The organism is Marinobacter pelagius (assembly GCF_900114925.1).
In the GTDB taxonomy this organism is placed as follows: domain Bacteria; phylum Pseudomonadota; class Gammaproteobacteria; order Pseudomonadales; family Oleiphilaceae; genus Marinobacter; species Marinobacter pelagius.
In genome coordinates this window covers 558222-578003 of record NZ_FOUR01000001.1, presented here as the reverse complement: position 1 = coordinate 578003, position 19782 = coordinate 558222, and the positions used below count along the sequence as shown (strand labels likewise).

The window sequence follows — 19782 nt, the reverse complement described above, 5'->3', positions numbered from 1 at the left end:
CGATCCATGCTAGTATTCAGTGGCTTATTGGTGTGAGTAACGCGCGATGAAACTGGATGACATAAAAAAGCTGCATAAGAAGAAAGGCCGCAAAGATCTGGGCTGTTTTTTGGTGGAAGGCGAGCACCTGATCCTGGAGCTGGAAAAGGCGGCCAGAGCCATTCCTGCATTCCGGCAGGCGAAAGTTTATGTCAGTGAAAGCTACGGCGACGTGGCGACATCGCTGGAACAGGTACGTATTACTGACAAGCAAATGCAAAAGATTGCCGATACGCAGACCCCGCAGGGCATTGTTGCGGTGGTGCCATTTCTTACCGCTGAGCCGCTCTCTGCGCCTTCTGTTGATGCGGGTGAAACACCCCAGGAAAAAACCATTTATTTATACGAAGTTCAGGACCCGGGCAACCTGGGTACCATTTTGCGAACCTTGGCCTGGTTCGGCGGTTTTCGCTGCGTATTAAGCCCCAACAGTGTGGACCCCTATAACCCAAAAGTGGTGCGTGCGAGTATGGGGGCGATTTTCCATGTGCCCATTGAATTGGATGTGAGTATCAACGAGCTGAAAACGCGCTTTGATCACTTTGCGTGCCTGGATATTGCCGGAGCACCACTCTCCAGTGAAAGCTTTACAACGCAACAGTGCTTTATATTTGGCAATGAAGCGCGCGGAGTTCCCCACGACGAACTGGCCAGGCTTGATGTGACCGCGTATTCCATTAAAGGGGCCGGCGTTCTTGAATCGCTGAATTTGGCCACGGTCGTCAATATGTGCGCGTACGAACTGAATCGCTAGCCTCGACGCCGCTCACAGATCGGGTCTCGGAATCCTGCGAGAAAAGGCCCCCGTATGAGGTATAAAAAAAGGATTTAACAATCGGCTGCACGGCGACTGATTTTCCACCGCTTCGCGGTGCAAGATCACGCCGCTTATGGCAGGCGTTACACCTCACTGATCTTGCCTTGACGCTCGTACGGCAACGCCGTATATTTTGGCAATGCTGTTCATCGAAACCTCAACGTTCACAAAGCTATTGCCGAACTACCTCACGGACGAGGAATACCGTGGGCTTCAAACCTACCTTTTGCAGAAGCCGGATGCCGGGGATCTAATCAAAGGCTCGGGTGGCGTTCGTAAAGTTCGATGGGCACCAGCGGGTTCGGGAAAGAGCGGTGGTATCAGAGCCATTTACTACTGGAAGAAGTCTGACCACGAGATATGGATGCTCACGCTGTACAGTAAATCAGAGCGCGCCAGCATTCCTGGCCATACGCTCAAGCAGATAGCGGAGGCAATCAAAAATGGGTGACAGGAACCTTGGGGCAGAAATTCTTGATGGCATCAATGAAATCAAGCAGTTCAAGAAGGGCAAATTGGCTCTACGAACCCACGAGCTATCAGAGCCCTCACCGCCTAAAGTGATCAGGCTGAAGTTGAACATGTCGCAGTCAGCATTTGCCGGTCTTATGGGCGTGAGTGTGCGAACCCTTCAGGATTGGGAACAGGGTCGGCGAGAGCCGCAGGGGCCTGCGGTTGCGCTTCTGCGCATTGCTGAGCAACACCCGGAAGTTTTCAATCAGCTTCACTGACCAGAGTGAGGTGTAACCAGGCCATGCACCGGATGCCACAACTTCCGCTTCGCTGCGGTTTTGCCACCGGTGATGGCGGGCGTTAGCTGTTTTGGTACGACCATGATTGACAAGTTTGAGGCATGGACAAAGAGGGTTTATCAGCCGCAGGAGGCGAAATGGAAGCGTCCTGTCTTGTTGATCCTCAGCCTCGCTATCGGAATCTTGTGTGGGTCGGCTGGCTACGCCCAGTTCCAGTATCAATGGACAAATGACGGGGTCTGGCTGGTCATTGGTTTATTTGGCTTTTTCTCTGTTGTTGGGACCATAGTGGCCCTGTTCTGTAAAGACTATTGGGTTGCCCTAGTGCTTGGAAAAAAATAGTGGATCCTTGCCAGTCACAGCTAACCAATCGTTCAAGTTCGCTACTGGCCTGGCGGCCGTCCGCCGGACGCCCACTACGCTGCGCTCCGCAGGCGCCGCTTAACATTCAGCGTTAATTGCCAAGGAGAGGTATGGCTGTCAGTTTCAAGGTGAATCGCCCCATTACCATAGACCAGTTCACTCGTTTGCTGGAGAGTTCTACCCTCGGGGAGCGTCGGCCGATTCACGACCGAGAATGCATGGAGGGGATGATTTCCAATTCCAATCTCATCGTGAGCGCTTGGGATGGTGCTTTGCTTGTCGGTATAGCCCGCAGTGTCACGGATTTTCACTATGCCTGCTATCTGTCAGATCTGGCTGTTCACAAGAGCTACCAGAAGTCAGGAATAGGTAAACGGTTACAGTCACTGACCCAGGAGCAGCTGGGGCCACTCTGCAAATTGATACTCATCGCAGCACCAGCAGCCAATTCGTACTATGGTCAGATTGGTTACACGCACAATGATCGCTGTTGGGTTCTGGAGCCGGGGGTGACCATTGGCAATTAACAAAGCCATTAAGTCTGTTCCGGGCCGATGGCCCCCCGACGGGCGCCCATTTCGCTGCGCTGCATGGGCGCCGCTAAGCGTTGGCAACCACAGTGATGGCGGGCGTTAACCACACTGGCAATCTGGAGAGTCGATCATTGTGGAAGTTTGACCCAGTCCTCCGAGATGCTGGCTATTATCGTCGGCGTTGGTCATTTATTAATGGTTTACTCAGCTTCGTATTCCTGGTTGCCGGTACAGTAGCTTTCTATTTCGACAATGTGACCCTACCCGGACGTACCGGACTCGCCGAGTTTTCGGGAAAGTGGGCCCACGGGGTAGGGGTGGCTTCCTTTTTCATTGCTGCCTATTGGATTTATCAGTCGGTAAAGGAGTATCGAGTTTCTTTGCTCATACTCCTGGCCCCGTTTTTAGCTGCGGCGGCGGTGTCGGCAATTTTGCTTGCCATCAAGTATGGTTAATAAGTCGTTGTAGTACATTCCGGGCCTTCGGCCCTACACTGGGCGCCCATTTTGCTGCGCGGCATGGCCGCAAAGCCAATGCGTTATGTGTTTTCACCCACAGTCCAGGGAAGGAGTTCTGATGACTGATCATTTCGGCTCTTGTCTGTGCGGTACCGTGAGCTTTGAGATAAAAGGTGAGTTCGACAGCTTTTACCTGTGCCATTGTCAGCATTGCCAAAAAGATACAGGTTCGGCTCATGCAGCAAATCTATTCTCGCACTCAGCGAAATTGGTCTGGCAGTCGGGTGCAGATGCAGTGACTTCCTTTACGCTTCCAGGCACTCGTCATAACAAGAGCTTTTGTAAGTTGTGTGGTTCAGCATTGCCAAACACTCAGATCGCAGGTTTGCTTGTCGTTCCCGCAGGGTGTTTGGACACTGAAATCACTATGGTGCCAACTGCGCATATCTTCTCATCCAGCAAAGCCGCTTGGGATGAGGGGTTAGGGGAGGTGCCAAAGTTCGAGGGACTGCCAACTTGAGCTACCATCACACAACCAGTGACTGTTGTCGGACGCACCTTCGCTGCGCTTTGGCACGCCGCGAAGCCGGGGCGTAAGCCCAACAAAAGACTCGGACCAAGATGAATACGTTCAAAAAGATAGTCGTAGTTGCATGTTTCAGCCTGATCGCAGGATGTTCAAGTGTCCAGCCCGTGGCCGGGGGTAGCTGGGCCGGATTCACTGAAACCGGGCAGGCGTCCTACTATGCGGATAAATTTCAGAACAGGCAGACAGCCAGTGGTGCAATTTATAAGCACGACCTCCCTACAGCGGCACACAAGAAGCTACCGTTCGGTTCAAAGGTGAAAGTCACCAACGTAGAGAATGGCAAAGATGTCGTTGTAGAGATCAACGATCGTGGGCCGTTCGTGAAGGGGCGTATCATTGATCTCTCTAAATCTGCGTTCAGTAGTATCGGCAGTACATCGTCGGGCTTGATCGACGTGAAAATCGAAGTGCTGAGGTAGCGCAAAGCGAGAGAATGCAGCGGACACCAGTTACGGTTTCCCAACACTGAACTGCCAGTCAAACCTGCTTCGCTTCCACATCATCGCGGATAACCCGAAGTAGAAGGACATGTACAACGCAAAGTGCCATTCGATGACGTTCTCCGATTGATCAGCCCAGCTGACGCCGGTGGCTTTGATGACAACGTTGGCGATGCCCAGGCACCAATAGAGCACCATTAACAGGAACTGCAGGTTCAGGTAGCGGCGGATGTGGGTGTCCAGTTCGGCAGATTTCTGTTGAAGGCTTCGAATACTGAACATCTGGGCCAGTACCGTCAGGGCAAAATAGAGCGTCGTGCCGTACCGGCGCAGGAACCGGTAGAAATCCCCCTCGGTTCCCAGGAAGTCCACATAGAGGATCAGGAAGAGCGCGCCAATAGCCCCTGAAACAAAGGTCCAGAAATGGGCCTTTTGTGTGATCTGCTTTAACCAGACACTTTGCAGGTACCAGAATAGAACCAGTAAAGCCGCCACGGGCATCATCAGGCCACGAAACAGGAAGATCGCATTGCCTTCACGGGCGGCGCGACTGATGGATGTGCACCCCCCGACATAGGGCACACATTCGTTTGCCACCCCTTCCCATAATCCAAATAAAAACGACCCGTGAGCCGCGATGATGGGTATCAGGCAAACACTCCAGGCAAGATGGTGGGGACGCATACTGTGCTCCCGAACTTTTGAATTTTTATTATGGCAAGTTCGAGGAGAATGGGCATGGATTGATCAAGCAAGAGCTCCCCGCTGACAGGGTGATTGCTAGTCCGTATTGGTATACTTCTGGCCGTACATAATCTGGAGGAACATTTTTTGAACGATAAACATTTGAAGTATCTGCTGATGGCATTTGCTTGCCTTGCGATCTTATTGGGTGGCGGTATGGCGCATGCTGCAAAGATGATCGATGGCAGTAAGCCTGGGGATATCCTGGAGATTGCCAAGGGTTTCGGCTACGCCACCTTGGACACCGATGATGACGGCGACCCGATGATCACTGGCCGTATCGATGGTAACCGCTTCGTTATTCACTTTTATAATTGCACCAATGGTGAGAACTGCGGCGTGATCCTGTTGAGAGCGGCTTGGATATCTGACAATGTCGACTGGGAGACGCTCAACGGCTGGAACACCAGAATGCTGGTCGGCATGGCCTATCTGGATGATGAGAACGATCCGGTCATCGAGTTGCCGGTGATTCTGGAGGGAGGGGTCAGTGCCGATAATCTTGAAGAGGTCTTTGATTACTGGCGCACCGTGCTGGGGAGCTTCGAGACGGAAGTGATCAAGGACTGACAATCAGCTTTGGTTCGGAATGACTACTCTGGCAGGCCGCCCTCATGGCTGCGGCCTGCATCTTTATTGAATCGCCGTCTTACCCGAAGTAGTAAAACGCCAGCTTGTTACCATCCGGGTCTTTCACGTAGGCCCCATAAAACTGCCCGGGAATCCGCTGCCCCGGTTCGCCGTCACAGGTGGCGCCCAGTTCGATGGCCTTTTTGTAGTGGGCATCGACGGCCTCTTTGGGGCCGGGGTGGATCGCCAGCATGTTGCCATTGCCCGGATGGTTGGGCTCTTCATTGAAGGGGATGCACACCGCCAGCATCGGTTCGCGCATGCTCTTGCCGATGAAGGCAATGCGCCCCATGTCCAACAGTACCTTGGCGCCCAGATCACTCAGCAGTTCGCTGTAGAAGGCTTTTGCCCGTTCCATGTCACTGACACCGATGGTGACGTAGCCGATCATTGTGTTTTCTCCTCATTGGTTGTTGATCCAGCAGTGTAAATACGAGGCGAGCGGCGAAAAGTTCTGTTCGTCTCGGGGCTGCCAGGCGAATAGTCGGGAAGGGTAGAGATGGCGGAAGAGAGCAGGAGTCGAACCTACCAGGGATTGCTTGACAACCCCTCCCGGTTTTGAAGACCGGGCGCCCCACCGGGGAACGATCTCTTCCTTAAGTGTTTTCATACTGACCAAGGTGGTGCAGTACTGTCCTCACGAATGACATGGTCGTCACGGACACGCCGAGTGTAGCCGATGCGATCGAAGAATTCGAGAATGCGAATAGCCACCTTGCGACCGCCGCTGCCGTCCGGATAGAGGATGTCCCGAAAAGGCGCTGCTCGGGCGCCGTCGTAGGTTTCATTGAGCTGGCGGACGATCCCGGCCAGCTCAGCCACGGCGTCGGCGGTGAAATAGTGGTCGTGGGCGACCGGGTAGAGTTCGCCGGCACGGGCGAGGCGTTTGAACAGTTGCCGCACCTCGTGCTCCGGTACGCCGGTGGCGTGGAACACGTCCCGTACGCGCGGCGGGTTATAGGGCTGTTCGTCCAATAGCGGCTTGAGCCGGGCAAATTGCTCCCGGTCTTCGTCCGTGACATTGGCGCGATGCGTTGGCAGATGCAGCCAGGCCCGGGTCTGGATGATCTGGCCGGATGCCAGCAGTTCGTTGCAGAGCGCGTCGAAGGGAGCCCGGCCAAGTCGTGCGGCAGTCATTCGGCGAAGACGGTCAGGTTCGACACCGATCATGTCCGGGCTGTTGTCGTGTTCGCGGGCAAGGGTATCGAGCAACCGGGCCTTGAGTGCCTTCCAGGCCGGTTGGGTGAAACCGGTGGCGGTCTCCCGATCCCGGATCACCTTGAGCCCTGCCCGCTCCCAGAGCTTTTCTGCTTCCTCATCCGCCAGGTTCCAGGCCAGGGTGAAACGCTGCAAATCAACGCCGGCCGCAGCCTGTTTTGCCAGGGTTTGCAGTGTGACCAGCGGATCGTCCTGGCGCATCTGATCAAGCAGCGCGAGGCGTTGTTCAGTGCGTTTGTGGCGCGTGGGCGGGAAGATGTCGAGCACCCTGCCACCGCCGACGGTACGACGAGCGCCGGCATCGCGCAGGATGAAGCGGTCCCCGCGCAGGGCCAGGGTTTCGCGCTCCAGCAGGATTTCCGCCAGTGCCGTGCTGCCGGATTCCACCTTCTTGCAATCCAGCAGTGCCACTCGCCCCATGATGTCATCGGCGCCCAGGTGTACATGCACGGTCTGCATGTGTTTGACCGGCTGCTGGCCGGCCGGAACCCGAAGTTCTGCCTGGAACCGCGTGAGCGGCAGGTGCAGTGACGGGTCGATCAGCCACATGCCCCGCTCGATGTCCTGCTTGTCGAAATCCCCTTTCAGCGCTATGGCGCAGCGGTCGCCGGCACGGCCGGTTTCAGCTTCCCGGTCCTGAACATGCAGTCCTCGCACCCTCGCTGTCAGGCCGGCCGGTGAGACCATGACTGTCTGGCCGACGGTTATGGTGCCTGCGTGGGCCGTGCCGGTTACGACCGTGCCTGCGCCGGTAATCGAGAAGCGCCGGTCGATGGCAAGGCGGAAGCGGCCTTTTGCCGGCCGGGTGGGCCAGGCGGCTGCGGCGGCTTCCAGATACTCCCGCAGAGCCGGCACGTCTTCGCCGGTCTGGCCGGACAGGGGGAAGATCGGGCTGTCCCTGAGCCCGGTCCCGGCGAGCAGTTCCATGATTTCTTCTTGTACCTGTTCAAGCCGCTCGGGCGAGACCGCATTGATCTTGGTCAGGGCAACCGCGCCCTGTTTCCGGTCCAGCAGGTCGAGCAGTTCCAGGTGTTCCCGGGTCTGGGGCATCGGGCCGTCGTCAGCGGCAATGACCAGGAGCACGAAATCGATGGCGGTCGAGCCGGCGAGCATGTTCCGGATGAGCTTTTCATGGCCGGGTACGTCAACGAATCCCAACACCGAACCGTCCGGCAGGGGGCTATAGGCATAGCCCAGGTCGACCGTGATGCCGCGGGCTTTCTCCTCCGGCAGGCGGTCGGCGTCGACGCCGGTCAGCGCTTTAACGAGGGTGGTTTTGCCGTGGTCGATGTGGCCGGCGGTGCCTATCAGCATGGTGTAGAGCTCAGCGTGTTGGTGTTTGGGATAGGTCCAGTTGCGTTAGTTGCGCCGTGAAATCCGGTTCCTGTTCGGGCGGCAAGCAGCGCAGGTCGAGCAGCAGGGCGCCGTCCTCGATGCGCCCGACCACCGGTTTGGGCAAGCAGCGTAAGCCGGCCTCAAGACGGTTGAGTACGCCACTGCTGCGCCCCTGCGGACGCACCGCCAGGCCGGCAGAAGGCAGGCGATCCACTGGCAGCGAACCCGAACCGATCTGGGACCGCAGCGGGACGATCTCCACGTCCACCGGCCATGCGTCGAGCGCGGATTGCAGCTCTGGCAGCAGCCGTTGGGCGGCCTCGCGGATTTCGGCCTCGGGCCGGGTCAGTTGTTGCAGGGTGGTCAGGCGTTGTGACAGCCGATCGGGATCGCGATACAGGCGCAGTACCGCTTCCAGGCTGGCCAGGGTCAGCTTGCCGACGCGCAACGCCCGCTTGAGCGGGTTCTGCTTGATCTGGGCAATCAGGTCCCGGCGGCCCACCAGCATTCCCACCTGCGGGCCGCCGAGCAGCTTGTCACCGGAGAAGGTGACCAGGTCGGCGCCGGCCTCGATGCTCTCGCGCGGGGTGGGCTCATGGGGCAATCCCCAGCGTTCGAGATCGGTCAGGGTACCTGAGCCCAGATCCACCGCGAAGGTCAATTCATGCTCATGGGCGAGGGTGGCGAGTTCGTGTTCGGGAACGGCGTGGGTGAAGCCCTCGATGGCATAGTTGCTGGTGTGTACCTTCATGAACATGCCGGTGCGCGGGCTGATGGCGCCGGCGAAATCCCTGAGGTGGGTGCGGTTGGTGGTGCCAACCTCGACCAGCTTGGCACCGGCCCGTTTCATGATATCCGGGACCCGGAATGCACCACCGATCTCGACCAGCTCACCCCGGGAAACCACCACTTTTTTCTTGTGGGCCAGGGTATTGAGCAACAGAAACACTGCAGCGGCGTTGTTGTTGACCACCGTGGCAGCCTCGGCGCCGGTCAGTTCGCAAAGCAGTTGCTCGACCACGTCGTCACGATCACCGCGGCCGCCCTGCTCGATATCGTACTCCAGTGCACAGGGGTTGCGGGCCGCCTCGACCAGAGCCGTGATGGCCTCCTCGGGCAGTGAAGCGCGGCCGAGATTGGTGTGCAGCACGGTACCGGTCAGGTTGAACACCGGGCACAGGCGGGGAAGGGCCTGTGCCTGCGCGGCGGCGGAAACATCTTCGATCAAGCTTGATTCATCCGGAATCGGTGCGCCATTCCGGCCGGCTTCACGGGCTTCGGCCAACTGGTCGCGAATCAGGCCGGTAATGACGGCGCGACCATGGGCTTGAACCAGGCCCTCGATGCGGTCATGGGTTAGCAGATGGCTGACCGAAGGCAACTTCGAAAGAGCATTCATCGTGGAGTTCCATTTGTTGTCGTCGTCCCGCCTTCCAGCCAAAAAGAACCCCGTCACTGGGACGGGGTTCATGATGGTCGGCTACAAGACGAGACCGATCATTCCATGGAGGGATTCCAGACCTTCCAGACATTCCCGACCAGATCCGGCCCGGGTTTGAGGGTGGTCTTGCCCGGTTCCCAACCGGCCGGACAGGCTTCTTTGCCTTGAGTCGCACGAACGTGCTGGTAGGCCTGAATCTGCCGGATGGTTTCACCCAGCTTGCGGCCAACTGGCGGGGTGAGCATTTCCATGGCCTGGATGACACCATCGGGATCGATGATGAACCGACCGCGGAGCTCAACGCCCTGGTTTTCTTCCCAGCAACCGTAGGCCCGGCCCAAGGCGCCGTTCTGATCGGCCACCATCGGGAAGGGGACTTCTCCTCCAATCATTTTGCTCAGTTCGTGCTCATCCCAGATTTTGTGCACGAACTGACTGTCGACACTGACAGATATGACTTCAACACCCAGGTCCTGGAGCTTCTGATAATTTGCGGCGACCGCCGACACTTCAGTAGCTCAGACGAATGTGAAATCACCCGGATAGAAACAGAGCATCACCCACTTGCCGGCATAATCGGAGAGCGACACGTTGGTGAATCCCCCCTTGTGATAAGCCGGTGCTGTGAAGCCGGGGGCTTTTTGCCCAACGCGCGCTGCCATCACAGATACCTCTTCCTTTGCTGTTGGTTCAGTTGTTGCCGGCGGTGGGCCGCTCTCGACCGAGCCGGTGGGCCGGTCACATGATGCAGAATCCTGATTTGCCATAAGTTCTCCTTCAATAGCGGTGTGACAGATGCAAGTACAGGTACTCGAAACCCGTCATGAGCAAGATTAGCCCACTGAGGGAACTTTGCCAGTCAGCCGCAGTAATACGGAGAGACGAGGCCTTGCAAAAACTGGATAATGACGGGTTTTAGCCTGACGGCTCGCCGAAATTCTCCAAGCCTGGTGCTCCCGCTATGGAAATCAAAGTCAATTTTCTCGACAACCTCCGCCTTGAAGCCAAGTTCGACGACTTCACTGTCGTCACCGATCAGCCCATCCGTTACAAGGGCGATGGCTCGGCCCCGAGTCCTTTCGACTACTTCCTGGCATCCTCAGCGCTGTGTGCGGCCTATTTTGTCCGGGTGTACTGCCTGGCGCGTAACATTCCCACCGACAACATCCGGCTGTCCCAGAACAACATCGTGGACCCGGAGAACCGGTACAACCAGATCTTCAAGATCCAGGTGGAGCTGCCGGAGGATCTGCCCGAGAAAGATCGGCAGGGCATCCTGCGTTCAATCGACCGCTGCACCGTGAAGAAGGTGGTGCAGACCGGCCCGAATTTCGAGATCGAGACGGTGGAAAGCCTGGACGAGGATGCCCAGGCGCTGCTGATGGTGGAGCCGGACAGCGAGCACCACACGTTCATCGAGGGCAAGGACGCACCGCTGGAGCAGACCATCGCCAGAATGACCGGCATCCTGCGGGAGCTGGGCATGAAGATCGAGATCGCTTCCTGGCGCAACATCGTGCCTCACGTGTGGTCCCTGCACATCCGCGATGCGGCGTCGCCCATGTGCTTCACCAACGGCAAGGGTGCCACCAAGGAGAGTGCCCTGTGTTCGGCCCTGGGCGAGTTCATCGAGCGGCTGAACTGCAACTTCTTCTACAACGATCAGTTCTTCGGCGAGGACATCGCCAACGCCGATTTTGTGCATTATCCGGATGAGAAGTGGTTCCAGCCGGGCCCGGAGGACGAGCTGCCCGAAGGCATCCTGGACGACCACTGCCTGGCCATCTACAACCCGGAGGGGGAGCTTGGTGGTTCCAACCTGATTGATACCAACTCCGGTCGGGTGGACCGGGGTATCTGCTCCCTGCCGTTCGTGCGCCAGTCTGATGGTGAGGTGGTGTATTTCCCCTCCAACCTGATTGAGAACCTGTTCCTGAGCAACGGCATGAGCGCCGGTAACACGCTTGCTGAGGCCAAGGTTCAGTGCCTGTCCGAGATTTTCGAGCGGGCGGTGAAGAAGCAGATCATCGAGGAAGAGATTGCCCTGCCGGATGTGCCCCGGCATGTGCTTGAGCGCTATCCCGAGATCGTGGAAGCGATCGAGGCGCTGGAAGCCCAGGGCTTCCCGGTGCTGGTGAAAGATGCCTCCCTCGGCGGCCGGTTCCCGGTGATGTGTGTGACCCTGATGAACCCGAAAACCGGCGGCGTGTTCGCCTCCTTCGGGGCGCACCCGAGCTTCCACGTGGCCCTGGAGCGCAGCCTGACCGAGCTGATGCAGGGCCGCAGCTTCGAGGGCCTGAACGACGTGCCGCCGCCCACCTTCAATAGCCTGGCGGTCTCCGAGCCCAACAATTACGTGGAGCACTTCATCGACTCCACCGGCGTGGTGTCCTGGCGCTTCTTCAGCGCGAAGTCCGACTACGAGTTCAGTGACTGGAATTTTTCCGGGACTAACGAGGAAGAGGCCGATTTTCTCTTTGGCATCCTGGCGAACCTGGGCAAGGAAGTTTACGTGGCTGTGCATGAGGCTCTTGGCGCCCCGACCTGCCGCATTCTGGTGCCGGGCTACTCCGAGGTCTATCCGGTGGAGGACCTGATCTGGGACAACACCAACATGGCCCTGGACTACCGGGAAGACATCCTCAACTTGCACTCCCTGAGTGACGAGCAGCTGGCGGACCTGGCGGAGCGGCTGGAAGCCAGCCAGCTCGATAACTACATGACCATCATCAACCTGATCGGCGTGGAGTTTGATGAAAACACCGTGTGGGGGCAGCTGACCATCCTCGAGCTCAAACTGCTGATCTGCCTGGCCTTGGGCTGGCACGAGGAAGCGCTGGAATTCGTCGAGATGTTCCTGCAGTTCAACGACAACACCGTCGAACGTGGCCTGTTCTACCAGGCCATGCAAGCGGTGCTGGAAGTGACCCTGGACGAGGATCTGGAGCTGGACGATTACATCGCCAACTTCCGCCGCATGTTCGGCGATGACACCATGGATGCGGTGGTTGGCTCTGTCGAGGGCACCGTGCGCTTCCACGGCCTGACGCCGACCAACATGCAGCTCGAAGGTCTGGAGAAGCACCTGCGACTGGTCGACAGCTACAAGAAGCTGCACGCGGCCCGGGCGCGTGCAGCGGGTGTGGCCAAGGGCTGAGGTCCGACCCCAGCCGAACCGGTCCCAATAGGGTGGCTCGCCGAAGTAGCCGTCGAGAAAGGCGGTGATTCTCGGGAAACAGTCGGGGATGTTCTATTGGCGCTTAGGCCCTTAAAGTGGGAGTTCACGCACAGCATCGGGAGGGTGCCGGACCATGAAATTACTCGTCATCGCAATTTTTGTGGGAGTGGTGCTGTTTCTGATCTATCGGAGTAAAAAGAACATCGATCCGGCGGAACAGGCCTGTGCGAAAGAAATCGGAAGTTTGCTGAATTCAGATCCGGATGCTGATACCCGCACCATCGCGGATATTTTTGCCAGGCACGACATTGACCAGTCTCGGTGTTCCCGGGTTGGTGCCATGGTGATGCCCCAGTTGCGGAAAAACGGGATGAAGCCGGAGGATGCCCGAATCGCCATGATTCAGGTAAAAAAGGCGTATTCTCTTGTCCCCTGAGTTCTATCTCGCGCTGGCGGATTCACTGCTGGTGCTGCATGTACTGCTGGTGGCCTTTGTCATTTTCGGCCTGGCAGCAATTTTTATCGGCCCCTTCCTGCATTGGCACTGGGTGCGGAATGTCTGGTTCCGGGTCACTCACCTGGTGGTGATCGGCATCGTCGTCCTGCAAGCCTGGCTTGGCGTTCTTTGTCCACTGACAGCCTGGGAGATGGCGTTACGTGAAAAGGCAGGAACGGCCGGCTATGAGGGCTCCTTCATCCAGCATTGGCTGCAATCCATTCTCTATTACAGCGCCCCGGAGTGGGTATTCATCCTCGCTTATACTGTGTTCGGGGGCGTGGTCCTGGCCAGCTGGTTCCTGGTCAGGCCAGGACGGCCCCGGAAATGATCCTCAGCGTGTCTGGATCACGCCGCTCTCGTCGGAAATGACGATCTCCACCCGTCGGTTCTGTTGTCGCCCGGCACTGGTGTCGTTGCTCGCTACGGGATAAGCCTCGCCGTAGCCGATCACTTCCACCCGGCTTCGCGCAACTCCCTCGGCCATCAGCGCATCGCGCACGGCCATGGCCCGGCGTTCGGACAGGTCCTGGTTGTATGACTCTGCGCCGGTGCTGTCGGTGTAGCCTTCGACCCGCACCCGGCGCTCTTCATATTGCAGCATGAAGTCCGAGAGCCTCTGTACCGTGCGCATACCGGCGGGTTTCAGATCGGCCTTGTTGAGGTCGAACAGGACGTCACCGAGGGTCAGTACCATGCCGCGCTCGGTTTGCTCCGCCTGGAGGGCCTCCATTTGCGCCCGGAGCGCGTCGGCTTCGCTGGTTTTGAGCTGTAGCATGATGTCCTGGCGCCGCTTTTCTGCAGAGCTGATTTCCTCTTCCAGTTCAGCGCGCAAGCCCTGCTGCTCGGCGATTTCGGCATGACGCTTGGCGAGGTAGGCAGCCTGCTCGACGAGCACGATATCCTCGTCGTCCGCCAGCAAGGCGTCTGCCCGATCCAGTTCAGTCTGCGCGCTGCGGAGCTGGCTGGAACCGCTGCGGGCAACGTAGGGATCTTCCGCGATCTTGTTGTAGACCATTCGTGCTTCTTCGACTTTGGTGTTCTGCTCGGGGGCGCTGGCACAGCCAAACATCAGCGCCGACAGCCCGACCGTGGTAATCAGGGACAGTGTACGATTCATGGTGTCGATCTCCTTTCAGGGCTCACTGTTGGTCCATTTCCAGCTGTCTGCGGAGGTTCTCGATGTTGGCATTGATCTCCTCCACGGCGCGCCTGGCTTTCTCGGTCTCGGAGCGGGCTCCGGCCAACTGTGCGTCCACCGCGGCCTGCTCCAGCAAGCGCTCGGCTTCCCTGTATTCTTCCCGATCGATCAGTTCGCGGGCATCGGCCACCTTGTTCTGGGCCTGGTTCAGCAGAACCGGCTCGAACTGGCGGGCATCGGCGGCCTCAGCTTGTGAGATGGACCCGGTGGCCAGCTGCAAATCGCTGTCAGGGCGTGGTCCGGGACCCGCACAGGCCGCAAGGGTGGCTGCGAATCCCAGAATGATGAAGGTGCGTGAGAAACGGATGTGTGGCTGCATGCATGAACTCCCTTGTTCAGACATTTCCTTGGGTGGGGGTGATCACGGCTGTGAAATTTTGTGAAATCCCAAGAAAAATATAGCAGCTGTGGGGGCAGTAACGAGGTTTTTGGTCAAAAAGTGCCCTGATCAGGCGGGCCTGAGCGAATCTTGCCCGGGCGGATATCACGCCCGGGCAGATGCAGATCAGCGAACGCGATCGGTCTGCAGGTATTGCTTCTTCGGCAGTGAGATACCGTCGTCGTACAGGGTGGTTCCCGAGCGCAGGCACACGGAGAGGTTGCGGTGGGATTCCCCGGTTTCCTTCGGCAGAAGGTCTTTCACGGTTTCCATTTCCGTGAGCAGTTCCTGCTCGGACAGGGTCATTTTTTCCCGGGCAAACTCACTGATTTCCAGGCCCTGAACGATCTGGTAGCGGCCGTAGTCGCAGCGCACCGGGAACGAGTAGATGATGCCTTTCTCGATGCCATAGCTGCCGTCACTGACAATCCCCATGCTGACCCAGTCGTTCTCGGGGGTGCCGTTAATCCAGTCGTGCATGTGGTTGATGATGGCCTGGGCGGCGGAGGCGGCGCTGGAATGGCCACGGGCGTCGATGATGGCAGAGCCACGTTTCTGGATCTTCTCGATGAAGGTGTCCCGGTACCAGTCCTGGTCGATCTGCGGCAGCGCCGGTTCCCCATAGATGGTGGCGTGGTGCAGGTCCGGGAACTGGGTGGAGGAGTGGTTACCCCAGACAGTGACGCGGCGGATATCCTTGGGATTGGCGCCGGTATGGTTGGCCATGATGCCCCGGGTCCGGTTGTGGTCCAGACGGGTGAGGGCGGTGAACTGGGCGGGTGACAGATCCGGGGCGTTGCGGCTGGCGATCAGGGCGTTGGTGTTGGCCGGGTTACCGACTACCAGCACCTTCACATCCCGGTTCGCCAATTTGTTGATGGCCTGGCCCTGATGGGCAAAGATCGGCGCGTTGGTGGCGATCAGTTCGCTGCGCTCCATCCCCGGTCCGCGGGGCTTGGCGCCAATGAGCAACACATAGTGGGCACCGACCACACCTTCCTCGAAATTGTCGTGCAGGCTGATGCTGTGCAGCAGGGGGAAGGCACAGTCTTCCAGCTCCATGGCGATACCACGCAGGGGTTCCATGGCCTGCGGCATTTCGATCAGTTGCAGGATAACCGGCTGGTCCTGGCCGATCATTTCACCGGTGGCGATCTTGAACAGCAGAGAGTGGCTGATGCTGCCGGCGGCGCCGGTGATGGCGATTCTGACGGGACGTTTCATAGCAAGTAACCATTGTTGTTGGGGCCGAATTTGCCGGCATTCACCGGCGGAAACGAGAGGGACGATTATGCTTGGAGAATGGAGGCTCGTCATTGCCTGCGATGGTTTGTCGCAGCGCCTGTTCCGTGCAACGCATCGATAAGGCCAGGGAGGCTGTTTGGTGATGAGAGATGAAATTGTCCTGCTTGCCTACTACCTGGCGGAGCTCCTGGCTTTCGGTTTCGGTCTCTATATCTGGATTTCCAACGGGGCCATCTTTAACTGGGGTGCAATGTTGGGAGCGGGTATTGCGTGGTTTCTCGCCAGGGTTGTGCTGGTTAACCTGGCTGCCGTTCTCTTTCGTTAGATGCGGGCCGTCATTCAGTCATCGCCTTCTGCCCTGTCTTTTTCCTCCATTTCGGCCTTGCGCTTGCGGATTTTCTCCAGTTTCTCCGGTGGAAGGCGCATGTGGGCCGAGTCGCGCAGTAGCATGAGGCTGCCGACGATCAGGGCCAGGGCAAGCAGGATTATGATCCATCCTATGAGGGGCATGGCCTTATGACTCCGGTGCGGGATGTTCTCTCTTTATAGTGGACCTTCCGGGCAGGAGGCAACCTGCAGAGGTTACGACCGCTCGCGTTCGACCTTTTCCGGGGGGGGGGGGGCGGGTAACAAATCCTTCATGATTCAGTCGGAACGGCTGGCGGCAGTTTGGCGTGGATTTGTTGTATCAGACCAAAAACAAGGAGTGGGATATGTCTTTTTCGCGGATTCAGGCCGCCTGGCTGGCGTTGCTCATCGGCCCGGCAGTCGCACTTACCGGCTGTGGCGGCTCGTCTTCTGATTCGTCTTCGACGACAACAGCGGAGTCCACGTCGCCCCAGGGCTCGGTGGCGATGTTTGTAACCGATGCACCCGCTGATCCCGATCTGTTCGAAGCGGTGTATGTAACCCTGAGCCAGGTTGAGCTGGTTCCGGAGGATGGCAGCCAGCCAATCGTTGTCCGTGAGGGTGATCCGGTCACCGTGGATTTACTCAACCTGACCCATGATTCCTTGCCGCTGAGCTACCGTGAGGGTATCCCGGAGGGCCGTTATTGCGAGATCCGGTTGACGGTGGATGAGGTGAAGCTGGATCTGGCGGATGGAGAGACTGTGACAACCGGGTTGCCCGCTGATGGCTTGGTGACACTGCTGCCGGATGACTGCCTTGACGTGCAGACCGGTGGTGTCGTCAATGTGCAGCTGGATATCGACCTGGGCAAATCCATCTTCGAGGAAGACGGTGCCTATTTCATGCGCCCGGTGTTCTACGTGGACGTGATTCGGGAGCCAGGTAGTCAGCGCCTCGTGCGCCTGGAAGGTAAAATCTCCGAGTTTGACCAGGACCAGCAGCGGATCCTGTTGTGTGACAGCCTGCCGGTCCAGCGGTATGACTTTGATAACACCTACCAGGGTTGCGCCTGGGTGGACCTGACCGATTCAACAGCCCTGTTCGATAATCTGAATTACGATGGCGAACCCCGTGCGCTTTCAGAGTTGTTCATGGATGCCAAGCTCGGTCAGACCCTGGCTGTTGCCGGTGTAGTCAGCGAATTCGGCCATGGTGTGCTCGAGTTTGATATTCCGGCAGGCCAGCTGCCACCGCCTGGTGAGTGCAAGCTCTGGTATCCGGAGCGGCCAGCAGGCCAGCAGCCACCACCCAAACCCTGTGATCTGCTGGTTGAGACCGCGCCGACTGACACGGTGGTTATTGACCACGATGCCCGGATCATCCTTGACCGTCGGGGACTGATGGCTGTGGATGCCATAGCCCTTGAGCTTGGCGAATTCCTTCGGGTCGATGGCTCGGTTGTTGATCCCGTCACCGATGGCGCATTCACCATGGCCTCACGGCCCGGAGAAGCTGTGCAGGCTGACGCCGCCGATCCTCTTCCGGTGGCTTTGCAGGCAACGGCCGCTGGTGTAAATGGAACGCGCATTGTGTCCAAAACCGGAGCGTACTTGGGCACCGACGCAGTCATCCCCGAAACGCCGGTTTCCGTGGATGGCATCCTCGAAACATCTTCGGTCGGCAACACTCTCCGGGCTGCTCTGGTGGTTCTCGATGAAGCCATGCAGGGGCTTGAGCGCCTGAGCGGCACCGTCCAGACTGTGGATGGCTCGACGGCCATCGTGACCACTGCAATCGCCGACGATAACCCCTGTGGTGATTCTGCCGGTGACCTGCAGATCGTGACCGATGCAGAGACCCGGTTCCTGACCGTGACCGTGACTGACTCCGGCAGCACCTCCCGTGATGGCGGTACCCTTGAGGCCGATCAGACGGTGGATGTTTACGGTGTGTGCGCCACAGATGGTACCTTCGATGCCGAACAGGTCGTGATTATCGAGGACACGCGAGCATTTTGATGCTCCTGTCAGTTTTTTCACTCAACGCCAATCTTGATGAGCGGATCAGTGGCAGTGCGCATGCGCTGCCGCGTCCGTGTCTCTCGGATCGCCCATGCCGCCCTTCAGACCATATTTGATCAGCAGCAGATTTGCCGGCCAGGCGGCGAACAGGCCAAGCGACAGGGACACATAGAGTGATGACCAGAACAGGGCATCGCTCATGGTCGCTTCACCACCCAGGTACAGGTCCGTGGTGATGGCCACAGATTCCATGACCACGATGGAGATGGATTCCGCCACGAAGGCACCCTTGAAGGCTTCCTTGAAGGGCATGCCGTTCTGCATCATGGGGCCGATATTCATGGCGAAGCCGAAGATGTACGCCAGCGAGAAGGTGATGATCGCAGCCCAGAAATTTCCCATGGCAAACAGGCCGACGGAGATAATGACACCGAGGATCTCACCGATGCCGCAGCCGGAATAGCAGTGGGCCACGGAGCGGAAGCCTTTTCTGGACAGACTGTCGGTGGCTATCTGCTTGCGCCCCGAATAGCGGTAGATCAGGACACCGATGGGGCCGGAATAGAGTACTGTCAGTCCCCATACCCACTGCATCATGGAGGCGATGTGGCTGTTGTTGGTGCGCAGATCGTAGACCACCCACGCAACACTGGCTGCGACGAGGGCCAGCCAGATACCGAGACCGGTCCAGTTGTCGATCAAGGCCTGAATCTGGTCAATAGCCATAGCCGAGAGAAACCTTTGCCCGGAAAATTTGGAGTAATGTTTAAACTCTGGACCCGCTTGACCGTTTTTCAACCATGTATGGTGAAGAACGGCCGAGGTAACGCACACAGGAGGGGATCATGAGTTCACAAAAAGTCCGGAGTGAGCCTGCAAGCCAATGGTCACAGAGAGTGACGGAGACCAGTGACTCGCTGGATCTCGAGGACGGTATTTTTACCCTGGAGGATCCGAAGGAGATTGCGTTATCCCTGAAGCGTTCAGCGGAACAGAGTTCACGGCGGAAATCCAAACCTTTCCGCGCCGCCATGTCGATGCTGACGTTCTACATCAACCGTGCGGGTAAACATCTTCCTGAAGAGCAACGGCAACGACTGGAGCAGGCCAAGGATGAATTGCGAGCCCTGTATGGGCGGCCACGGAAACAGTCCGTTGACCGGAAATAAGCAGACTGCCGGGTCTTCTGTTAAGTTTAGGGATAATCCCCCGAGAAGGAGTTCGTCCATGTTTGTTGCCGAGAAAGCCACCGGGCACTTGATTGAAGTGCTTGATACCGCAGCTTTGTTTGATCCCCATCTCGACTCTGTCAAAGGCAGTTTGCATTACGGAGAGGAGGCCCAGGATCCCGAGTTCTACCGGAAATCGGAACTGGTGTTTCCTTCTGGTGAAGCCCTGCCGGTATGCTGGACCAATCCGGACTACCGTCGTAAGAAATAAATCTTTCCTGCTTTGCCTGCATCCTGGCGAAGTAACGGAGCGAGGTGGCTGCCATCAAATCGTCACCCAGGGAAAATATTCTGGATTTCCACAAGATTGAACTTGCGGGATA

General features: G+C 57.9%; 26 protein-coding genes and 1 tRNA gene. 16 read left to right on the top strand and 11 right to left on the bottom strand.

Annotation, left to right across the window (positions count from 1 at the left end; translation table 11 throughout):
- Positions 1–46: 46 nt before the first annotated feature.
- The 8 genes from BM254_RS02610 to BM254_RS02575 all read left to right on the top strand — a co-directional run bounded on the left by BM254_RS02610 (position 47) and on the right by BM254_RS02575 (position 3970).
- Positions 47–793: a TrmH family RNA methyltransferase gene (locus tag BM254_RS02610; protein ID WP_091998265.1), complete on the top strand. Its 747-nt coding sequence runs from the start codon at positions 47–49 to the stop codon at positions 791–793.
- Between the two features lie 202 nt (positions 794–995).
- Entirely contained in the window at positions 996–1307 is a 312-nt protein-coding gene (locus BM254_RS02605) for a type II toxin-antitoxin system RelE/ParE family toxin (protein ID WP_012137896.1), read from the top strand.
- Positions 1300–1587, top strand: a complete 288-nt coding sequence (locus tag BM254_RS02600) for a helix-turn-helix domain-containing protein (RefSeq protein ID WP_012137897.1) — start codon at positions 1300–1302, stop codon at positions 1585–1587. Before BM254_RS02605 ends, BM254_RS02600 begins: the two co-directional genes overlap by 8 nt.
- Positions 1588–1689: 102 nt before the next feature.
- Positions 1690–1950 (top strand): hypothetical protein, encoded by a 261-nt coding sequence (locus tag BM254_RS02595; protein ID WP_091998263.1) that lies wholly within the window; start codon positions 1690–1692, stop codon positions 1948–1950.
- 131 nt (positions 1951–2081) lie between these two features.
- A complete protein-coding gene (locus BM254_RS02590; RefSeq protein ID WP_091998261.1) occupies positions 2082–2498 on the top strand; it encodes a GNAT family N-acetyltransferase in 417 nt (138 codons plus the stop codon).
- Between the two features lie 137 nt (positions 2499–2635).
- Positions 2636–2959 (top strand): hypothetical protein, encoded by a 324-nt coding sequence (locus BM254_RS02585; protein WP_091998259.1) that lies wholly within the window; start codon positions 2636–2638, stop codon positions 2957–2959.
- A 121-nt stretch (positions 2960–3080) separates the two neighbouring features.
- Positions 3081–3482 (top strand): GFA family protein, encoded by a 402-nt coding sequence (locus BM254_RS02580; RefSeq protein ID WP_091998257.1) that lies wholly within the window; start codon positions 3081–3083, stop codon positions 3480–3482.
- Positions 3483–3583: 101 nt separating this feature from the next.
- Entirely contained in the window at positions 3584–3970 is a 387-nt protein-coding gene (locus BM254_RS02575; protein ID WP_091998255.1) for a septal ring lytic transglycosylase RlpA family protein, read from the top strand.
- A gap of 30 nt (positions 3971–4000) precedes the next feature.
- On the opposite strand, the gene BM254_RS02570 is transcribed toward BM254_RS02575, so the two are convergent.
- Positions 4001–4588, bottom strand: a complete 588-nt coding sequence (locus tag BM254_RS02570) for a hypothetical protein (RefSeq protein WP_217647727.1) — start codon at positions 4586–4588, stop codon at positions 4001–4003.
- A gap of 234 nt (positions 4589–4822) precedes the next feature.
- Here BM254_RS02570 and BM254_RS02565 point away from each other — a divergent pair, with 234 nt between their 5' ends.
- A complete protein-coding gene (locus tag BM254_RS02565; RefSeq protein ID WP_091998252.1) occupies positions 4823–5305 on the top strand; it encodes a YbjN domain-containing protein in 483 nt (160 codons plus the stop codon).
- 79 nt (positions 5306–5384) lie between these two features.
- Here BM254_RS02565 and BM254_RS02560 read toward each other — a convergent pair whose 3' ends face one another.
- The 5 genes from BM254_RS02560 to prxU form a co-directional block, all read right to left on the bottom strand.
- Positions 5385–5756 (bottom strand): VOC family protein, encoded by a 372-nt coding sequence (locus tag BM254_RS02560; RefSeq protein WP_091998250.1) that lies wholly within the window; start codon positions 5754–5756, stop codon positions 5385–5387.
- Positions 5757–5865: 109 nt separating this feature from the next.
- A tRNA-Sec gene (locus BM254_RS17725) sits at positions 5866–5961 on the bottom strand.
- A 10-nt stretch (positions 5962–5971) separates the two neighbouring features.
- A complete protein-coding gene (gene selB, locus BM254_RS02555) occupies positions 5972–7897 on the bottom strand; it encodes a selenocysteine-specific translation elongation factor (RefSeq protein WP_091998248.1) in 1926 nt (641 codons plus the stop codon).
- A gap of 10 nt (positions 7898–7907) precedes the next feature.
- The gene (gene selA / locus BM254_RS02550; protein ID WP_091998246.1) at positions 7908–9317 is read right to left on the bottom strand and encodes an L-seryl-tRNA(Sec) selenium transferase; all 1410 of its coding nucleotides are present in this window, start codon (positions 9315–9317) and stop codon (positions 7908–7910) included.
- A 98-nt stretch (positions 9318–9415) separates the two neighbouring features.
- Positions 9416–10021: a thioredoxin-dependent peroxiredoxin gene (gene prxU, locus BM254_RS02545; RefSeq protein WP_245777336.1), complete on the bottom strand. Its 606-nt coding sequence runs from the start codon at positions 10019–10021 to the stop codon at positions 9416–9418.
- Positions 10022–10320: 299 nt separating this feature from the next.
- Here prxU and BM254_RS02535 point away from each other — a divergent pair, with 299 nt between their 5' ends.
- From BM254_RS02535 to BM254_RS02525, 3 genes are all read left to right on the top strand, one after another.
- Positions 10321–12516 carry an OsmC domain/YcaO domain-containing protein gene (locus tag BM254_RS02535; protein ID WP_091998240.1) on the top strand — a complete coding sequence of 732 codons (2196 nt, stop codon included), beginning with the start codon at positions 10321–10323 and terminating at the stop codon, positions 12514–12516.
- 154 nt (positions 12517–12670) lie between these two features.
- On the top strand, positions 12671–12973 hold the full coding sequence (locus BM254_RS02530; RefSeq protein ID WP_091998237.1) for a hypothetical protein: 303 nt from the start codon (positions 12671–12673) through the stop codon (positions 12971–12973).
- Positions 12963–13364: a DUF2784 domain-containing protein gene (locus tag BM254_RS02525; RefSeq protein ID WP_091998235.1), complete on the top strand. Its 402-nt coding sequence runs from the start codon at positions 12963–12965 to the stop codon at positions 13362–13364. Before BM254_RS02530 ends, BM254_RS02525 begins: the two co-directional genes overlap by 11 nt.
- Positions 13365–13367: 3 nt before the next feature.
- On the opposite strand, the gene BM254_RS02520 is transcribed toward BM254_RS02525, so the two are convergent.
- The 3 genes from BM254_RS02520 to BM254_RS02510 form a co-directional block, all read right to left on the bottom strand.
- Positions 13368–14153 (bottom strand): OmpA family protein, encoded by a 786-nt coding sequence (locus tag BM254_RS02520; RefSeq protein WP_091998233.1) that lies wholly within the window; start codon positions 14151–14153, stop codon positions 13368–13370.
- 22 nt (positions 14154–14175) lie between these two features.
- Positions 14176–14553 (bottom strand): DUF4398 domain-containing protein, encoded by a 378-nt coding sequence (locus BM254_RS02515; RefSeq protein WP_091998230.1) that lies wholly within the window; start codon positions 14551–14553, stop codon positions 14176–14178.
- Positions 14554–14739: 186 nt separating this feature from the next.
- Positions 14740–15837 (bottom strand): malate dehydrogenase, encoded by a 1098-nt coding sequence (locus tag BM254_RS02510; RefSeq protein WP_091998229.1) that lies wholly within the window; start codon positions 15835–15837, stop codon positions 14740–14742.
- 163 nt (positions 15838–16000) lie between these two features.
- On the opposite strand from BM254_RS02510, the gene BM254_RS02505 reads away from it, so the two are divergent.
- Positions 16001–16183, top strand: a complete 183-nt coding sequence (locus tag BM254_RS02505; RefSeq protein ID WP_091998227.1) for a hypothetical protein — start codon at positions 16001–16003, stop codon at positions 16181–16183.
- Between the two features lie 14 nt (positions 16184–16197).
- Here the strand turns inward: BM254_RS02505 and BM254_RS02500 are convergent, their stop codons facing one another.
- Positions 16198–16368 carry a DUF2897 family protein gene (locus tag BM254_RS02500; RefSeq protein WP_091998225.1) on the bottom strand — a complete coding sequence of 57 codons (171 nt, stop codon included), beginning with the start codon at positions 16366–16368 and terminating at the stop codon, positions 16198–16200.
- A 203-nt stretch (positions 16369–16571) separates the two neighbouring features.
- Here BM254_RS02500 and BM254_RS02495 point away from each other — a divergent pair, with 203 nt between their 5' ends.
- Positions 16572–18227, top strand: coding sequence for a DUF4382 domain-containing protein (locus tag BM254_RS02495; RefSeq protein ID WP_091998223.1), 1656 nt, complete (start codon positions 16572–16574; stop codon positions 18225–18227).
- Between the two features lie 45 nt (positions 18228–18272).
- Here BM254_RS02495 and BM254_RS02490 read toward each other — a convergent pair whose 3' ends face one another.
- Positions 18273–18956, bottom strand: a complete 684-nt coding sequence (locus BM254_RS02490; protein ID WP_091998221.1) for a DUF4396 domain-containing protein — start codon at positions 18954–18956, stop codon at positions 18273–18275.
- Between the two features lie 119 nt (positions 18957–19075).
- Between BM254_RS02490 and BM254_RS02485 the strand changes: the two genes are divergently transcribed.
- Both BM254_RS02485 and BM254_RS02480 read left to right on the top strand, forming a co-directional pair.
- The gene (locus tag BM254_RS02485) at positions 19076–19399 is read left to right on the top strand and encodes a DUF3175 domain-containing protein (protein WP_091998219.1); all 324 of its coding nucleotides are present in this window, start codon (positions 19076–19078) and stop codon (positions 19397–19399) included.
- A 58-nt stretch (positions 19400–19457) separates the two neighbouring features.
- A complete protein-coding gene (locus BM254_RS02480; RefSeq protein WP_091998217.1) occupies positions 19458–19670 on the top strand; it encodes an acetyltransferase in 213 nt (70 codons plus the stop codon).
- The last annotated feature ends 112 nt before the right edge of the window (positions 19671–19782 follow it).

Excerpts from the sequence above, each read along its gene's own strand:
- BM254_RS02590 (WP_091998261.1), top strand. The coding sequence starts at position 2,082 with ATGGCTGTCAGTTTCAAGGTGAATCGCCCCATTACCATAGACCAGTTC.
- BM254_RS02580 (WP_091998257.1), top strand. The coding sequence starts at position 3,081 with ATGACTGATCATTTCGGCTCTTGTCTGTGCGGTACCGTGAGCTTTGAG.
- selA (WP_091998246.1), bottom strand. The coding sequence starts at position 9,317 with ATGAATGCTCTTTCGAAGTTGCCTTCGGTCAGCCATCTGCTAACCCAT.
- BM254_RS02495 (WP_091998223.1), top strand. The coding sequence starts at position 16,572 with ATGTCTTTTTCGCGGATTCAGGCCGCCTGGCTGGCGTTGCTCATCGGC.
- BM254_RS02605 (WP_012137896.1), top strand. The coding sequence starts at position 996 with ATGCTGTTCATCGAAACCTCAACGTTCACAAAGCTATTGCCGAACTAC.
- BM254_RS02500 (WP_091998225.1), bottom strand. The coding sequence starts at position 16,368 with ATGCCCCTCATAGGATGGATCATAATCCTGCTTGCCCTGGCCCTGATC.
- BM254_RS02535 (WP_091998240.1), top strand. The coding sequence starts at position 10,321 with ATGGAAATCAAAGTCAATTTTCTCGACAACCTCCGCCTTGAAGCCAAG.
- BM254_RS02560 (WP_091998250.1), bottom strand. The coding sequence starts at position 5,756 with ATGATCGGCTACGTCACCATCGGTGTCAGTGACATGGAACGGGCAAAA.
- BM254_RS02530 (WP_091998237.1), top strand. The coding sequence starts at position 12,671 with ATGAAATTACTCGTCATCGCAATTTTTGTGGGAGTGGTGCTGTTTCTG.
- BM254_RS02490 (WP_091998221.1), bottom strand. The coding sequence starts at position 18,956 with ATGGCTATTGACCAGATTCAGGCCTTGATCGACAACTGGACCGGTCTC.
- BM254_RS02505 (WP_091998227.1), top strand. The coding sequence starts at position 16,001 with ATGAGAGATGAAATTGTCCTGCTTGCCTACTACCTGGCGGAGCTCCTG.
- selB (WP_091998248.1), bottom strand. The coding sequence starts at position 7,897 with ATGCTGATAGGCACCGCCGGCCACATCGACCACGGCAAAACCACCCTC.
- BM254_RS02485 (WP_091998219.1), top strand. The coding sequence starts at position 19,076 with ATGAGTTCACAAAAAGTCCGGAGTGAGCCTGCAAGCCAATGGTCACAG.
- BM254_RS02520 (WP_091998233.1), bottom strand. The coding sequence starts at position 14,153 with ATGAATCGTACACTGTCCCTGATTACCACGGTCGGGCTGTCGGCGCTG.
- BM254_RS02510 (WP_091998229.1), bottom strand. The coding sequence starts at position 15,837 with ATGAAACGTCCCGTCAGAATCGCCATCACCGGCGCCGCCGGCAGCATC.
- BM254_RS02600 (WP_012137897.1), top strand. The coding sequence starts at position 1,300 with ATGGGTGACAGGAACCTTGGGGCAGAAATTCTTGATGGCATCAATGAA.
- BM254_RS02595 (WP_091998263.1), top strand. The coding sequence starts at position 1,690 with ATGATTGACAAGTTTGAGGCATGGACAAAGAGGGTTTATCAGCCGCAG.
- BM254_RS02480 (WP_091998217.1), top strand. The coding sequence starts at position 19,458 with ATGTTTGTTGCCGAGAAAGCCACCGGGCACTTGATTGAAGTGCTTGAT.
- BM254_RS02515 (WP_091998230.1), bottom strand. The coding sequence starts at position 14,553 with ATGCAGCCACACATCCGTTTCTCACGCACCTTCATCATTCTGGGATTC.
- BM254_RS02610 (WP_091998265.1), top strand. The coding sequence starts at position 47 with ATGAAACTGGATGACATAAAAAAGCTGCATAAGAAGAAAGGCCGCAAA.
- BM254_RS02575 (WP_091998255.1), top strand. The coding sequence starts at position 3,584 with ATGAATACGTTCAAAAAGATAGTCGTAGTTGCATGTTTCAGCCTGATC.